At 57.1% G+C, this 15,138-nt stretch carries 18 protein-coding genes; 7 read left to right on the top strand and 11 right to left on the bottom strand.

Annotation, left to right across the window (positions count from 1 at the left end):
* Positions 1 to 12: 12 nt before the first annotated feature.
* A complete protein-coding gene (locus tag KZ771_RS10050; RefSeq protein ID WP_290653245.1) occupies positions 13 to 1,482 on the top strand; it encodes an NADH-quinone oxidoreductase subunit M in 1,470 nt (489 codons plus the stop codon).
* Positions 1,482 to 2,846, top strand: a complete 1,365-nt coding sequence (locus KZ771_RS10045; protein ID WP_290653243.1) for an NADH-quinone oxidoreductase subunit N — start codon at positions 1,482 to 1,484, stop codon at positions 2,844 to 2,846. The genes KZ771_RS10050 and KZ771_RS10045 overlap by 1 nt, the downstream gene beginning before the upstream one ends.
* Before the next feature lie 104 nt (positions 2,847 to 2,950).
* On the opposite strand, the gene KZ771_RS10040 is transcribed toward KZ771_RS10045, so the two are convergent.
* Positions 2,951 to 3,352 carry a DUF6691 family protein gene (locus tag KZ771_RS10040; protein WP_290653241.1) on the bottom strand — a complete coding sequence of 134 codons (402 nt, stop codon included), beginning with the start codon at positions 3,350 to 3,352 and terminating at the stop codon, positions 2,951 to 2,953.
* Positions 3,349 to 3,810 (bottom strand): YeeE/YedE family protein, encoded by a 462-nt coding sequence (locus KZ771_RS10035; protein ID WP_290653239.1) that lies wholly within the window; start codon positions 3,808 to 3,810, stop codon positions 3,349 to 3,351. Before KZ771_RS10035 ends, KZ771_RS10040 begins: the two co-directional genes overlap by 4 nt.
* Positions 3,811 to 3,999: 189 nt before the next feature.
* On the opposite strand from KZ771_RS10035, the gene KZ771_RS10030 reads away from it, so the two are divergent.
* From KZ771_RS10030 to KZ771_RS10020, 3 genes are all read left to right on the top strand, one after another.
* On the top strand, positions 4,000 to 4,866 hold the full coding sequence (locus KZ771_RS10030) for an MBL fold metallo-hydrolase (protein ID WP_199446747.1): 867 nt from the start codon (positions 4,000 to 4,002) through the stop codon (positions 4,864 to 4,866).
* A 75-nt stretch (positions 4,867 to 4,941) separates the two neighbouring features.
* Entirely contained in the window at positions 4,942 to 5,151 is a 210-nt protein-coding gene (locus KZ771_RS10025; protein WP_290653236.1) for a hypothetical protein, read from the top strand.
* Complete coding sequence (locus KZ771_RS10020; protein WP_290653234.1) at positions 5,135 to 5,545, top strand: DUF6262 family protein; 411 nt, start codon at positions 5,135 to 5,137, stop codon at positions 5,543 to 5,545. Before KZ771_RS10025 ends, KZ771_RS10020 begins: the two co-directional genes overlap by 17 nt.
* Positions 5,546 to 5,755: 210 nt before the next feature.
* Here the strand turns inward: KZ771_RS10020 and KZ771_RS14345 are convergent, their stop codons facing one another.
* From KZ771_RS14345 to KZ771_RS09980, 9 genes are all read right to left on the bottom strand, one after another.
* Positions 5,756 to 6,112 (bottom strand): cytochrome c biogenesis protein CcdA, encoded by a 357-nt coding sequence (locus KZ771_RS14345; protein WP_223268841.1) that lies wholly within the window; start codon positions 6,110 to 6,112, stop codon positions 5,756 to 5,758.
* A 26-nt stretch (positions 6,113 to 6,138) separates the two neighbouring features.
* Positions 6,139 to 6,615 carry a hypothetical protein gene (locus KZ771_RS10015; RefSeq protein ID WP_011784881.1) on the bottom strand — a complete coding sequence of 159 codons (477 nt, stop codon included), beginning with the start codon at positions 6,613 to 6,615 and terminating at the stop codon, positions 6,139 to 6,141.
* A 49-nt stretch (positions 6,616 to 6,664) separates the two neighbouring features.
* Positions 6,665 to 7,120: a cytochrome c gene (locus KZ771_RS10010; protein ID WP_011784882.1), complete on the bottom strand. Its 456-nt coding sequence runs from the start codon at positions 7,118 to 7,120 to the stop codon at positions 6,665 to 6,667.
* Complete coding sequence (locus KZ771_RS10005; RefSeq protein WP_053115571.1) at positions 7,113 to 7,967, bottom strand: hypothetical protein; 855 nt, start codon at positions 7,965 to 7,967, stop codon at positions 7,113 to 7,115. The genes KZ771_RS10010 and KZ771_RS10005 overlap by 8 nt, the downstream gene beginning before the upstream one ends.
* Before the next feature lie 10 nt (positions 7,968 to 7,977).
* Complete coding sequence (locus tag KZ771_RS10000; protein WP_290653228.1) at positions 7,978 to 8,487, bottom strand: DUF411 domain-containing protein; 510 nt, start codon at positions 8,485 to 8,487, stop codon at positions 7,978 to 7,980.
* 99 nt (positions 8,488 to 8,586) lie between these two features.
* Positions 8,587 to 8,880 carry a hypothetical protein gene (locus KZ771_RS09995; RefSeq protein WP_094625679.1) on the bottom strand — a complete coding sequence of 98 codons (294 nt, stop codon included), beginning with the start codon at positions 8,878 to 8,880 and terminating at the stop codon, positions 8,587 to 8,589.
* A gap of 111 nt (positions 8,881 to 8,991) precedes the next feature.
* Entirely contained in the window at positions 8,992 to 9,375 is a 384-nt protein-coding gene (locus KZ771_RS09990) for a hypothetical protein (protein WP_199453991.1), read from the bottom strand.
* Between the two features lie 571 nt (positions 9,376 to 9,946).
* Complete coding sequence (locus tag KZ771_RS09985) at positions 9,947 to 11,506, bottom strand: multicopper oxidase domain-containing protein (protein WP_094625680.1); 1,560 nt, start codon at positions 11,504 to 11,506, stop codon at positions 9,947 to 9,949.
* Entirely contained in the window at positions 11,506 to 11,703 is a 198-nt protein-coding gene (locus KZ771_RS09980; RefSeq protein ID WP_094625681.1) for a hypothetical protein, read from the bottom strand. Before KZ771_RS09980 ends, KZ771_RS09985 begins: the two co-directional genes overlap by 1 nt.
* A gap of 12 nt (positions 11,704 to 11,715) precedes the next feature.
* Between KZ771_RS09980 and KZ771_RS09975 the strand changes: the two genes are divergently transcribed.
* A complete protein-coding gene (locus tag KZ771_RS09975; RefSeq protein ID WP_290654835.1) occupies positions 11,716 to 14,193 on the top strand; it encodes a heavy metal translocating P-type ATPase in 2,478 nt (825 codons plus the stop codon).
* A 194-nt stretch (positions 14,194 to 14,387) separates the two neighbouring features.
* Complete coding sequence (locus KZ771_RS09970; protein ID WP_290653222.1) at positions 14,388 to 15,128, top strand: TVP38/TMEM64 family protein; 741 nt, start codon at positions 14,388 to 14,390, stop codon at positions 15,126 to 15,128.
* Positions 15,129 to 15,138: the final 10 nt, after the last annotated feature.

The following is a 15,138-nucleotide window of genomic DNA, read 5'->3' as shown; positions in this document are numbered from 1 at the left end:
GGAACCCTACTCATGTTACCACTTGTATCCCTGACCCTGTTTTTGCCACTCGTCGGCGCTGTGTTGATTCTGTGTTTGCCGAAGCCGACGGCACGGACGGTGCACAGCATAGCGATCGCCAGTGCCGCCCTGACCCTGGTCGGCGCGCTGGCCATGTGGCTTCAGGGCGTGAGTGGTGACGGCTTTTCCCAGGTCGAAGAGCTGGTATGGATGCCGGCCATTGGCGCCGCCTACCGGGTCGGGGTTGATGGCATCAGCCTGCCGCTGGTGCTGCTGAGTGCCGTGCTTTTCCTGGTTTCTCTGATCTACGCGTCATCGCTTCGCGACCGACCACGTGCCTACGCAGCTCTGATCCTGCTTCTGGAAACCGCTGCAATCGGTACTTTTACCGCCCTGGACGGCATTCTGTTCTACGTCTTCTTCGAAGTTTCCCTGGTGTCGATGTATTTCATGATTGCCGGATGGGGACATGAAGACCGGCAGCGGGCCGCCCTGATGTTCTTTATCTACACCCTGTTGGGCAGCCTGCCACTGTTACTCGCGATTCTGGGGCTTTACCTCGGCAGCCCCGACCCCACCTTCGATATGCGGGCGTGGATTGCCAACCCTCCCCTCGAGGGGGCGGCGGCCATGTGGGCGTTGATCGCCATGCTGATTACCTTCGCGGTCAAGATTCCTGCGATACCCCTGCATACCTGGTTACCTGCGGCACACGTGCAGGCACCGACCGTTGGTAGCGTCATCCTGGCGGGTATCATGCTGAAGTTCGGCACATACGGGCTGGTGCGGTTCGCCCTGCAAATGACCCCTGACGCCCTCCGCGATGCCGGCATCGTTGTTTTGTTTTTCGGTGTCGTCAGCGCAATCTACGGTGCCTTTGCCGCCCTGGCACAAACTGATCTCAAGCGCCTGGTGGCCTATACCTCAATCAACCACATGGGCTACGTCATTGTCGGCGTTGCCGTTGCCGCACTGACTCTGGACCCGTCGGTGCGTGCCGTCGCGCTGGATGGAGCCGTGCTGCAGATGTTCAGCCACGGCCTGGTCACGGGGGCCCTGTTCCTGCTGGTTGGCATGATTCAGGAGCGCGCCCATACCCGGGAAATGAACGAGTTTGGCGGCCTGCTTAAAACGGTTCCACTGCTTGGCTGGTTCTTTGTGCTGGCGGCTTTTGCGTCTCTGGGGCTTCCAGGCCTCGCGCACTTCCCGGCGGAGTTCCAGATATTCCTCGCGACTCTGGGCACCACTCCTGTCGCGGTTGTGGTGATTCTGGGGATTGCCATTATCGCCGGGACCTTTCTCAAGGCCCTGCGCGAAACCTTTCTGGGTGAGCCCCGGGATCGCTGGAATAAAATGCCGGATCTGAGCCCGCGCGAAATTCTTGCGGTGGCGCCCCTGCTGGTGCTCACCGTTGCCACTGGCGTGGCGCCGTCCTGGGTGCTGGACGTCATTCACCGGACGACATCGGCACTGGTGCTGTAATGGGTCGAGATCTCGCATTAATCATTCCGGAAATTGCCGTTCTGTTGACGGCTGTTGGTGCCCTGATCGCCGAAATGCTGCGACAACCCCGGATTTCGCTGATCATTGCCGTCATCGGCCTGGTCGTTGGCACCGGGCTGACCCTGCGCCTGCTCGGCACAGACGCAGCGGTATTTGGCGGCAGTTTCCGCATCGATACGTTAAGCATCTGGGCCAAGCTTATCCTGCTACCTGCTACGGTGCTCTCGATGCTGTTGGCGCGGGTGGATGTCCGGGGCAGCGCCCGCGAGGGTACGGTTTACAGTCTGCTGATTTTTTCAACGCTGGGTGCCCTGGTACTGGCGGGGGCAGGGGACACCATGTTTCTGGTGCTGGGTGCGTTGCTGACTGGCCTGGCCACCTTCGCCCTGGTTGCCTACCCGGATACGGACCCGGCGACCGAAGCGGCGATGAAATTCTTTGTGTTCGCTTCCGTCACCACTGCCATCATGATTTTCGGTTTGAGCTACTGGTTCGGTGCCTCCGGCTCTACGCTGATCGCCGATCTGCCGTCCATGGATACCATGCCGCTGGCCGTTATTCTCGGGTTCGTGGCTGTGGTAGTGGGCCTGGGCTACAAGGCATCACTGGTTCCGTTCCACTTCTGGGCACCCGACGCCTACGAGGGTGCGCCACTGTCGATTGCCGCCTACCTATCCGTCGCGCCCAAGATTGGCGCCCTGTTTGCGCTCACTCAGGTGGTTCGTCACCTGCCACCGGAAACCGGCTGGGCTGCGGTCATGGCGGGGCTGGCCGTGCTGAGCATGACCTATGGCTATCTTGCGGCACTGGTGCAGGATAACGTCATCCGGCTGCTGGCCTATTCGTCGATTGCCCAGTCCGGCTATTTCCTGCTGGGCATCCTCGCGGTGGGCTCCAGTGAGCTGGCCTTACCATCGATCATTCTGTTCGCCGCCGCCTATGCGGCTATGAACCTGGGCGCTTTCGCGGTTGCCGCCATAGCCGGGCGCACTCTGAACGACTTTAGCGGGCTGGGCCGGTCGCGGCCTTTGATTGCCATCGCAATGGTAGTCTTCCTGCTGTCATTGGTGGGCATTCCGCCACTGGCAGGTTTCGTCGGCAAGTTCCTTCTGTTTGCGGCAGCCATTGACGTCCAGTTCACATGGCTGGCGGTGGTGGCGATCATCAATAGTGCACTGTCGCTGGCAGTGTATCTGCGCATTGTTGTGCCGATGTACAGGGGAGGGGATTCTGCATCCGTTGAGCTTGATGCATGGCTGGGATTCGTGGTGTTTGCGACGGTTGCAGCCACATTCATCATCGGACTGGGTGCCCAGTTTATGATTGTTCGCGACATCGTATGATGTGCCTAGTGTTGTGTTCGGCATCCATGCGAGAAAGCCGCCGAACGCTGACGTGGTCAAGAAATCGCCATCTTACCCCAGCAGACAAACTATGCTGCGCTACCTCAGACCCGGCGAGCCAGCCACCAACCAGCGACCATCGACAGCAACAACGCCACGAGAGGCCAGGTTATACCACTTATTGACGCAAAGGCCGGGCCCGGACAATAACCTGATAGACCCCAGCCTATCCCAAACACAGCCGCACCAATCAATAAACGGGTATCAATATCACGACGTGCGGGCACGATAAACGTTTCTGCGAAAAGAGGGCCCTGACGACGGAACACCAATCGGTAGCCGATAAACGTTGTTATCACCGCTCCGCCCATAACAAATATGAGCGTTGGGTCCCAGTTACCAAAGACGTCGAGAAAGCCCTGAACACGATGGGGGTCAGTCATACCGCCGATAGCCAGACCCAGGCCAAACAACAAACCAGCCAGGTAACCAAAAATCAGTTTCATAAAGAGTGTCCTGTCATGAGTCTGACGACGTAGACGGTTACAACACCCGTCAGGAGGAAAACCAGCGTTGCCAGCATGGATCTGGGGGATAGCCTGGCGATACCACAAACACCATGCCCACTGGTGCAACCGTTGCCGATACCAGACCCCAAGCCCACCAGTAAGCCAGCCAAGACCATCAGCGGCACGCCACCGATGGGGTTGCCGACCACGGCCTCAGGATTGCCCGCCACGTTTCCAAGCGAGCCATTCAGGACAACCAACAACAGAGGCCCGCTGACAAGGCCCAGCACAAACGCCAGTCGCCAGGCAGACTCCGCAGTAAACCGATCAAAGATCAGACCTGATACCATCCCACTGATGCCTGCAATACGTCCCAACGTGACCATAAGCATCACTGCGGACAAGCCTATTAAAAGACCTCCGAAGGCACCTTGAGTAAAAGAGCTCCAGTCCATTTCTATACCTCTTCAAATGCCACGATTTGCCCGGTGGACAGTGTGTCGTCTCCACCTAACGGAGACATACCACGAGATTGTTGCAACCTATAATCTCAGTTATTTAATATAGCTGTTAACGCTATCGTTATAACATAAAACCTGATACGTTGAAATCTGATCAATTCTCCTTGCGACGAGGGTGACGCCATGCAACATCCGCTAGTCACGCATTTCTTTGACGAGCCTACAAACACATTCAGCTACATCGTTCAGGATCCTGATAGCTCGGTCTGCGCGATCATCGATTCTGTGCTGGATTTCGACTATGCCGCGGGCCGGACCGATGTCCGTTCCGCTGACAAGATTATTGAGTACGTTCAAAGCAATGACCTGAGTGTGGAATGGGTTTTGGAAACCCACGTGCACGCTGACCACCTCTCTGCTGCACCCTACCTCCATGAGCGTCTCGGCGGAAAAACAGGCATTGGTGAAAAGATCGCTGTCGTTCAGGAGGTGTTTGGCAAAGCTTTCAATGCCGGAACAGATTTCGCTCGGGATGGCAGCCAGTTCGACCGTCTGTTCAAGGAGGGCGACACGTTCATGATCGGAAATCTTGAGGCGAGCGTTCTTCACACGCCGGGACATACTCCGGCTTGCCTGACGTACGTCATCGGAGATGCAGCCTTCGTCGGCGACACACTCTTTGCGCCGGATGCCGGGACCGCCCGTTGCGATTTTCCAGGGGGCGACGCCCATACCCTTTACCACTCCATTCAGAAAGTCCTGGCGCTTCCCGGAGAAACCCGCGTTTTCCTTTGCCATGACTACAAAGCGGCGGGGCGCGATGAGTTTATTCATGAGACGACCGTCGCCGAGCAACGTTCCAGCAACATCCATGTGGGCAACGATATCAGTGAAGACGAGTTTGTTGTTTTTCGCTCAGAGCGTGACGCCAAGCTCGGAATGCCCCGACTGATACTACCGGCCGTTCAGGTCAACATGAGGGCGGGGCACCTTCCCCCCTCCGAGGATAACGGGCAGGTGTACCTGAAAATTCCGATCAACCGGTTTTAAACAAAGGTCTGGAAGGGCGCAAATGGTTGGAGAGACCACTAGAGCGAAAACTCTGACGGCCGTGGAAGGTTGACGGTGAAGCGAATTGCGGCATATTTGCCAATTGTTGACTGGCTGAAAGGTTATCGTGGAGATACATTGCTAAGCGATGGCCTTGCGACCTGGGACGACTCGGGCTCAAAGACGGTCGAGCGTACCATGGAACGCTGCGAGAAGGTGTTGACCGATCTAGGTTTTGACATCAATCGCCTCAAGGAGCAAGTGGCCGATGTCGAAGCCATCTGAATCAGATACTCACAAGCGTATCCGGTTGGCCATTGTTCGATTGGAAAAAGGCCAGCCCAAGGTCGTTGAGAAGGGGCGAAAAGTCTCGGTGGCCGCTGTTGCCGAAGAAGCCGGAGTCAGTCGAGCCCTGATCCACAAAGACTACCCCGACTTGATGGAGCGCATCCGGGGCAATGCCAACAAGGCGATCCAGAGACAGCGGGATGAGAAGCACGAGAAACTGAAAGAGGAACGAGCCAAGAACCGTCAGCTACGGGAAAAGATTGTGGAGCTGACGGAGCAGCGCAATGAGCTCGCTTCCAAAAACGCGACTTTGGAACTCGAAAATCGTCGACTCTCGGCAATCTTGGAAAGTAAAAACGTTACAGTTTTTAGGGGGAAATCGGGCGAGTAGCGCTACGCAGATTTTGGCCAGAACCTTTTTCTCCCGCTTCTAAACAAAAGCGAACAATCGAGTCAGGGCTTTCCTCCGGAGCCTCCAAACTAATCACAACCATTTCGTACAGTATGATTGGCGGAGCCTCTTCTGTTCATGAAACCTGCTCATATGCAGTACTTGAGTATGAAGCCATGGACCGTTCCCTGTAGTTTGGCTGTAGGAAGCTCACCCAAGCCTTCCGAGAACCGGAAACGTCGACAACATCCACGACGCAAAGAGTGTCATCCGACCGGTGAGCACCATTACTCCCATTACAACGAGCACCAAGCCAGCAAGCGCTCTCAGCAGTCTACTCCAGCGACTGAGCCAGCGTACTCGTTGCCGAAAGTGTTCAATAAACAGGGCAGTTCCGAGAAAAGGAAGAGCCAACCCCAACGAATACGCCGCCAGATACAGCATGCCCGCCTCAGCATTGGCATGCGTGGAGCTGAGCGCCAATATGGCCCCGAGTATGGGGCCTATACAGGGTGTCCAGCCGATGGCAAACGCGGCGCCAATTCCCCAGGTTGCAAGATCAGGAATTTAGTCCCCTAAGTTTTGTAAGTCCGTTAAACTGCCCAGAAATCAAATTTGATACCTTCACTGGAAGGGTCGTTGTCGATGATAACCCTCGACCGCCATAGCATCTTGCCGGTACCGCACTCCGGCAGGGTAATGGTTCCCTGGTAAACACCCTGGGCATTCGGTAGCAGCTGGGTGCGGACCACGCCCATGTACATTTCAAGCCCTTCGAAATCCACGATCAGGGAGTCTGCTGTCATGTTATCGAGACGCACACGAATGGGAATCTCTGTCATCGATTCGATGGCTTCATTACCTAAGCCGACTGTGATGGTTTGATCGCCCTTTCGCCCGATACACTGACCTTCAAAAGGTGCGCATCCCTCGGTGGCGTAAAAAGTGACACCGGCATCCAGATCAGGCTTCAGGTACTGCGGCAACACGAAAATTGCAGCGACCACCAGACTGAAACCGGCTATACCGAATAACCATGACCATTTATTGAAGTGCTGCTTCAACGACATTTTCGAGTTACCGAGATTTAAAGGAGTGTTGTCTGGTATCCGTGAGAAGTCAGGAGGGGCTCTCGGCCTGGTTAATGTCCTGACTTTCGTTCTGTTGATAGCGGCGCTGGTCGTCTGTCCATAGTGTTCTCAGGTACTCGATCACCCACTGAATTTCCTCGTCGGTGAGGGTGTCCTCAAATGCTGGCATAGCCAGCCGATCTGTTTTGTTGAAGGGATGCCGCCATCCCTCGGCAATCATCCTGAACAGCATGGCATCACTGTGGCGCCAGGTGTGGCCGGTCTCATCGTGTGGTGGCGGGGGCATTTCGCCTTTCTCATCCGGTTTGTTCCAGTTGGCCGCACCTTCACCCTGCCATCCGTGGCAGGCGGCGCAGTATTGCTCGTAGATCTGGCGACCCTTGGCCACTTCGGTCGGCAAGCTGTCGCTGTTTGGTGGCGCGCCACCGGCCATCAGAAGGGCCGGGGCAACGAGCAAGACCAGCGGGACAAACCACTTATTCATGAACAGGCACCCATTCGCCAGAGGCGTTCCGCGAAAGCAGGTCTCCGTTTTCCGTGCCCACCACGAGTCCTTCCTTGGGTGAGAATGTCAGAGCGGTGATTGCCTGGGGTATTTCAAGGCCAACCCAGGTTTCGCCGCCGTCAGAACTGTGGTGAAGTTGCCCCTCGATTACGGCGTAGACGTTCTCCGGGGCCGAAGGATCGTAATCAATGGCCGTCACCGCCCCTCGCAATTCGCCGGCATCGCCCCAGAAGCAAAAACAGTCCATGGAACGGGCCACACCACGGGTGGTGCCCGCGAACAGCCAGCCACTTTCCATGCTGCCGGGCATATCCGAGTGCAGGAACGCCTGCACCGGCTCCCGGGGTCCACCGTCAACCTTCACCCATTCGCCACCGCCGTCCCTGGATCGGAACATGCCACCTTCACCAAGATAGGCGTAGAGCGTTTCCGGTTGGGTGGCGTGGGCGGCAATGGCGGTGATTCCGAGATCCGGCAGGGTGTCATTGAGGGAATGCCAGCGCTCGCTAGCATACTCATAGCGCCAGATGCCAAGGCCTGGCCCTGCCAGGTACAGGCGTTCGTCCGCGCCCTTTGCCATGGAACGGGGTTGAGCGCCGGAATCGGACGGTGGCAGCGGGATGTCGGCGGCAGTCTTATCATCAAGAACAAGCAGGCCGCTATCCCGAAGCACCAGCAGGGCGCCGGAGGAGTCAGTCGCCAGCGCTTTCACTGCTTGGGCATCATTCGCAGACTCGGCTTGAACCAGGGCCGGCATGACGGCAACCAACGCGAACAGGAAAAGCCTGGAAACGCCAGAATTCAGGCGGTAAACCATCGTTTTCATGGGGCTGACCTCAGTAATCCTTGTGTTCACGGAAAACACCTTGCTTGCCATTGGCATTAAAAGCGATGACCTGGTAATCGTCCTTCCGGCCGGTTTCCATGCCGGGGGTGCCATGGGGCATGCCCGGCACTGATAGCCCAATCGTATTGAACTGCGGGTCCTCAAGGTAGGCGACGATGTCATTGGCCGGCACATGGCCCTCAATCACCAGGTCTCCGATCAGCGCAGTGTGGCAGGACGCCATATCTCGGGGTACGTCGTACTCTTGCTTGATTTCATTGAGGTTGTCGGTTTCAACGATGCGGGTCTCAAGGCCATTGGCCGCGAGGTGCTCGGCCCAGTCCTGGCAGCAACCGCAATTGGGGCTCTTGTAAATGGTGATGGCCTGAACTGTCTTTCCACTCTCGGCTTGCGCAACCGATGACTGGTCAGATTCGTTGGCCTGGATGGCCAAGGTGGCGCCAGCGCCGATAACGACAGCGGCTATACCCGTATAAAGGGCGAGTTTCATGGTCTTCATGGAAAATCCTCGGTTGGAATCGCTTATATGCAGTGCAGGGCTCGGGGATGCACATGCATCCCCGGCCCATAGCTTCAGTTCATGAGGGTGTCCAAATGGTTATTTGGTGCCGGTGTCTTTGTCTTTCATGCCATCGCCACCATGAGCCTGCATCATCTTCATGCACGCTGCGGTCATGGCTTTACGGTCTTCAGGGGACATATCGGACATCATGTTCATCATCCCCATCATGCCGCCCATACCCTCCGTGCCTTGCGAGGACATCATGCCATTCTGCTCGGAGTGTCCGGCCATCATGCCGGCGCCTTCGCCGTGGGCAACGGCAGAGAAGAGGGCAACACTGCCTGCCAGAACGGCGGCGGTTACGGTAAGCTTGAGTTTTGAATTACGCATTTGATTTACTCCAGTTAAAGTCTCGTTACGGATGGACGGAAGTACGAGACTTTGTTGTAAGAATTAACGTTAAAGAGCTTGCCTCCTAGAGGCAAAAATCCGGGTTAAAACTCAGGAGTGGTGTTCTGGAGGAGGCGTAATAGAGGCCAGGAACGGATCCTGGTAGAAGGTTGATCGTGCGGTCAATACCGGGTGGGAGCCCGTATCGGTAAAACCGATGGAATCCCCCGGTAACAGGGCAACGCTGACGCTGACCCCGCATTTGATCAGCCCACTGGCGCTCGGGCAGGCCATGTCAGGGGCTGAGGAACAATCCGTTTCAGTATCTGTTGAGGAGCCGGCGCTCTCAGCCTGAGCCATCATCATGGAACCACAATCCGGCATCGCAGTGTCCGCGTCGCTGTCCGCTATTTTGGACATAGCCAATGCCGGCCCGCTTATCACCAGAAGCAGTGATAGCAGCGCGGAAATAAATTGGCGGGTTGTTGCGGTCATCCTGATTCCAAGCACCAAGCTGTAAAGGTTCAACGCTGTGACACACAGCTCGTCTTTCAGTTCACCAAATCCTAGCAGTTTTTATTTCAATGATACAACGCCATCGATACCCAAAGGCCCAAGGTGAATTCACTTTGGCCATTCTGATAAAAGCCTTGACCTTAAACCTTGCTTCAACGTTATTTTCTTAAAAATGCTCAACTGCAAGGCTGTTTACCGCATAAGCGGTGGAAATGAGCAACCAACAACTAAGGTAAAAATGAGGGACGATAATGAGTTGCTGTAACAAAACGAGCGGCACAGACAAGGGCACGTTGAATTCAGATCCTGGCCGAGGAAGGCTAGTGGGTTTGCTGACAGGGCCACGGCGTTGGTGGTTGTTTGGCGCCATCGCGGTCATCGCCGGACTTACCTTTGGCTGGGAACACCTGGTGCTATTCGGACTCGCTCCCATACTGATCAGCCTCCTGCCCTGCCTGATCATGTGTGGTCTTGGGTTGTGCATGATGAAGTGCAAGGACAAGTCGGGCTCGGTGACAACGGTTGAGCAGACGAAGGAGACCGGCGGCGCTTAGCCTTGCACCTGAAAATAGCGCATCATCCCTGCGTCTTCATGTTCCATGTTGTGACAGTGGTAGATGAAAAGGCCGGCAAAGCGCTCGAACTTCATCGCCAGTTGGACCGTTTCCCGGGGCATGACCAGAACCGTGTCGTGCCAGCCGCTGTCCACCAGGCCCTGCTGCAAACTGTCCGAGTTGCCACCTCTTCGCCCCACAATGTTGAACTGCAAACCGTGAATGTGCATGGGGTGCGGCATGGGTGTGTTGTTCCGGAATTCCCAGATTTCCGTATCGCCAAGGCGGACTTTTTCGTCATCCGCCACGTGGGGCCCTTCAAAACGCCGACCGTTAATCGCAAAGCCCCGCATCATCACCGGTCTTAACTCAAACGTCCGGATGCGTGTGTTACTTCCTACCAGTATCCTTTGCCGCTGCTGACCTAACTGCGCTGGCAACTGTTCGTTGACCTCTAACGATTCGGCCACCTCCAGACCGACCAGGGTGAATCGGCTGCCGAGGGGAAGAGCGTTGCTACCCATCATTCCCATTCCGCCCATCATACCGGCCTGGAAACTGTCGCTGATGAGCTCCAGAGTGCTACCCGGCTGGGACTGGGAAAGGTCTAACCAGATATCAAGCCTTTGGGCCGGAGCCAGAGTGGCGTAGGGCCTGTCTTCCGGTTCCGGGAGAAGGCCACCGTCTGCACCGATCACTGTGACAGGTCGCCCGTCACTCCAGGCCAGTTTGTAGATGCGGGCATTGGAGCCGTTAAGGACCCGAATTCTGTATGGGCGCGTGGCGACCTTGCGCGTGGCCGGAGGAACGCTGTTAACCAGTATCCTGTCTCCCAGAAAACCGTGCATGCGATCCATCATGGCTCCCATACCCCCGTCGAGGTAAACCAGTTCATTGGCACCCGCAAAGGTGCGGTCCTGAAGCACCAGTAACAGTTCATTGTCGCCTGACGGCAATCCGAGGCCCGCCTCTTCGTCGTCTTCAACGATCAGGAGCCCGGCAAGCCCCGCGTAACTTTGAAATCCTACGCGCCCGCCCCGCTCACCATGGGCATGGGAGTGGTACCAGAACAGGCCAGCCCGGTCCCACACGTCGAACCCAACCGTCATGGTTTCACCGGGTTGAATGGGTAGCCTTGGCTGTCCGTCGACATCGGACGGCACATGAAGCCCGTGCCAGTGTACGGTGGTGTCCTCCGGAAGCTCGTTGTGAATATGGATTTTTACCCTCTGACCACGGCGCAGCCGGATTGTTGGGCCCAGATAGCTGTTTGTGTTTTCAGTGAGGGTGTTTTTCGGCCCTTTCAGCAATTCTGCCTTATAACGCCAGACTTCACTGGGTGTGCCTGGAAGTATGGATACCGAATCGGGCGTGGCACGAAGGGCCAGTTCAACATCGTATTCCTCTGAATCAAGGCCGAGCGTTACGGATTCAGTTGCTCTCACACCGCCGTCACAGCCAGTGAGCAGAAACCCAGGCGACAGCGCGAGAAAGAAGCCAGTGCCCGCCGCAGCCTGAAGGACTGTGCGCCGGTGGACACGTTTATCCCGATTCATTACTTATTCCTCAGATATTTGATCAGTGCCAGAATCGCAAGAATCAGGAGCACAACCAGAAGAATCATGACAATCATCATGAAGATCCCCATACCGCCCATGCCCTGCATCATGTTGCCACCCATCATGCCCTCTCCCATGCGACCGGGCTCGTCGGCAAGAGCAAAGAAGGGCAGGAAAAGCCCCGCCATCAACATAATTAGCTTCTCATAGAGGTCCGTGTTGATGGAATGTCTTGCGCTTCGTGCGTTGGGCGGATCGAAAAGGCGCTCATGGGTCAGCGCGGCGTTGCGGAAGCCCAGGTGAATCTGGCGACCGGAAAAGCCACCGTGAAATTTGACCAGCCCGCCACGCCGGCCACGCTAATCGACTTGATTAAGGAGGCGGGTTACCAGCCACGGCTACAGTCGGCTGAAATTCCGGTCATCGGAATGACCTGTGGCTCCTGCGTATCCCGGGTTGAGCGGGCATTGAACAAGCAAGCCGGCATGGTCAAGGCCAGTGTCAATCTGACGACCCAGAAAGCGTTTGTGGAGTTCCTGTCTGACACCTTGTCAGTGTCGCGAATTCATCAGGCTATCCGCGACGCAGGGTATGAACCTCAGGAGCCGGACGCCAGTAGTGAAACGGAAGAGCAGGACAGGGAGGGCATGGACCTCCGCCGGAAAGTGATTTTCGCTGCAGCGCTAACTATCCCGGTAGTCCTGATTGCCATGGGTAAGATGATCCCTGCTCTTGAGGCTCTATATGCAAGCCTCCTGCCCCATCGGGGGTGGATGGCTATTGAGTGGCTCCTAACCACGCCGGTGTTGTTTTATGCCGGATTGAGGTTTTTCCGGTCCGGGTACACCGAATTACGCCATGCCAACCCCGGCATGAACAGTTTGGTCATGATTGGCACCAGCGCTGCCTATTTCTACTCGGTAGCAGCACTGCTGGTTCCAGGATTCTTTCCCGCCGGTACCGCCGAGAGTTATTTCGAGGCAGCGGCGGTAATCGTGACGCTCATTCTGCTGGGACGCTACTTTGAGCATATCGCCAAAGGCCGGACGTCGGAGGCAATCAAAAAGCTTCTGCAATTGCAGGCCAAGACCGCCCGTGTCATTCGGGACGGGGAAGCTGTCGAAGTGCCCATCGAAGCCGTGGTACCTGGCGACCGTATCCAGGTGCGCCCGGGAGAGCGGGTTCCTGTTGATGGCGTGGTAGAAGAGGGCCAATCCTACGTGGACGAGTCCATGATCAGCGGCGAGCCCGTTCCCGTGGCCAAACAAAAAGACGCCGAGCTGGTGGGTGGAACCATTAATAAGAACGGTTCCCTGACGTTCCGGGCTACGAGGGTCGGTGCGGACACCGTTCTGGCACAGATCATCAGAATGGTGGAATCGGCTCAGGCTGATAAACCCCCGATTCAGGCACTGGCCGACAAGATAGCGGGAATTTTCGTTCCCGTGGTGATCGTACTGGCGATTCTGACGTTCATCACCTGGTTCAGCTTCGGGCCCGAGCCGGCCCTGTCCTTTGCCTTCGTCACGACGGTCAGCGTGCTGCTGATCGCCTGTCCTTGCGCGATGGGGCTGGCTACGCCAACAGCCATTATGGTCGGAACCGGTAAGGGCGCCGAAATGGGGGTGCTGTTCCGCAAGGGAGCGGCTCTGGAGACATTGTCTCGGATGGACACCATCGTCCTCGACAAGACCGGCACCCTGACCCGGGGCCAGCCTGAGCTGACGGATTTCATTCTGGTGGAAGGCCGCGAGGATGAGGTCCTGGCCTGGGTTGCAGCTGTGGAGACCGAAAGTGAACATCCGATCGGGGAAGCCATCGTCAAAGGTGCAAGGGATCGCGGGCTCACGTTGCCCGCGACCAGTGAATTCCAGGCGGAGCCGGGCTATGGCATTCAGGCACAGGTGGCCGGACGCCGGGTCAATGTGGGCGCGGACCGTTATATGCGCCGCCTCGGTATCGACCTGGCCAGCGTCGCCGACAGTGCGGTGCCACTCGCTGAAAAAGCCAAATCCCCGCTGTATGTTGCCGTCGATGGCCGCCTCGCCGCACTGATTGCCGTGGCCGATCCTCTCAAGGACGGCTCGATGGAAGCGATTGCCGCGCTCAAGGCTTCAGGGCTGAGTGTAGCCATGCTCACCGGTGACAATCGCGCCACGGCCGAGGCGATTGCGCGGCAAGCCGGCATCGAACGGGTGCTTGCGGAGGTATTGCCGGACCAGAAAGCGGCCGAAGTGAAGCGCCTGCAAAAAGAAGGTGCCCGGGTTGCTTTTGTGGGTGACGGTATCAATGACGCACCGGCCTTGGCGCAAGCCGATGTGGGTATCGCCATCGGCACCGGTACCGACATTGCCATTGAGGCCGGCGACGTGGTGCTGATGCGCGGCGACCTCCGGGGCATCGTGGATGCCGCTGCGCTTTCACGGCGCACCCGTAAAACGATCCTCGGCAATTTCGTCTGGGCCTACGGCTATAACCTGGCACTGATCCCCGTGGCGGCGGGCGTTCTTTTCCCGTTTACCGGTTACCTGCTTAACCCCATGCTGGCCGCCGGCGCGATGAGTCTTTCCAGTGTATTCGTGGTGACCAATTCCTTGCGGCTGGGCCGGTTTAAACCCGATAGCGGCCGCTCCTCGGCGAGCCACCTGAACGAAAGCGGGACCGCACAGGCCAGCGTCTCATGAGAGACCTGGCACAGAGAATCAGGAGATAGACATGATGACAAATGAGGCATGCATGTTTGGAATGGCGGGAATGGGATTGATAGCCCTTTTGCTCATCGTCGCCTTGGTACTTGGTGTCGCTGCCCTTGCCAAGTACCTGTTTTCGAGAAACAGGGACGATTCTGGACGCGCGAGTAAGAGCGCCAGAGGAGATTATGACCACCACTCTGGAGCATGAAATTCATCGGACACCCATGGCAAGCATGGGAGTGAGACCGAACGCAAAAGCAAAAGTAGTCGGGGGTCTGCTCCTGCTGGTTGCACTGGCGGCGATCTATTGGGTCATGCTGGAGACCGGAGCGTTGGCCACCGTGACCAACAAGGCGGCGTTGCGGGAATGGATCGAACAACTGGGGTATTGGGGGCCGGTGGGCATCATTGGCCTGATGATCCTGGCCATCGTCCTGAGCCCGATTCCCAGCGCTCCGATCGCCATGGTCGCCGGGGCGGCTTACGGCTCCTTCTGGGGGACGGTTGTCGTAGTTATCGGTGCTGAGGCGGGGGCTCTGATCGCCTTTGCCATTGCCCGGTCCCTGGGATACGACGTTATCCATCGTTGGAGGCGGGTGCGTCCGGTATTGGAGTGGCTGGGCAAGGACCGCTCCCAGGGCGCGTTGATGTTTGTCATTTTTACATCAAGGCTGGTGCCCTTTATCTCCTTCGATGCGGTCAGCTATGCAGCGGGCCTGACACCACTCGCGTTCTGGCGCTTCGTGGTCGCAACGCTGGCCGGTGTTATTCCGACAGCGTATTTGATCACTGCGTTTGGTGGCTTGCTCATGGCCTCTGAGTCCGGGGTGGTGACGGTGCTTCTGATTCTGGTCAGTGGCATTACCCTGTTACCGATTGTCGCCAAGCTGTTTATGGCTCGCCGAGGGTGCCAGAAAGCCACCTGAGCTGCACGAT

The sequence above is a fragment of the Idiomarina sp. genome (assembly GCF_019431395.1).
Taxonomy (GTDB): Bacteria; Pseudomonadota; Gammaproteobacteria; order Enterobacterales; family Alteromonadaceae; genus Idiomarina.
This window is presented reverse-complemented; position numbering and strand designations above follow the sequence as displayed.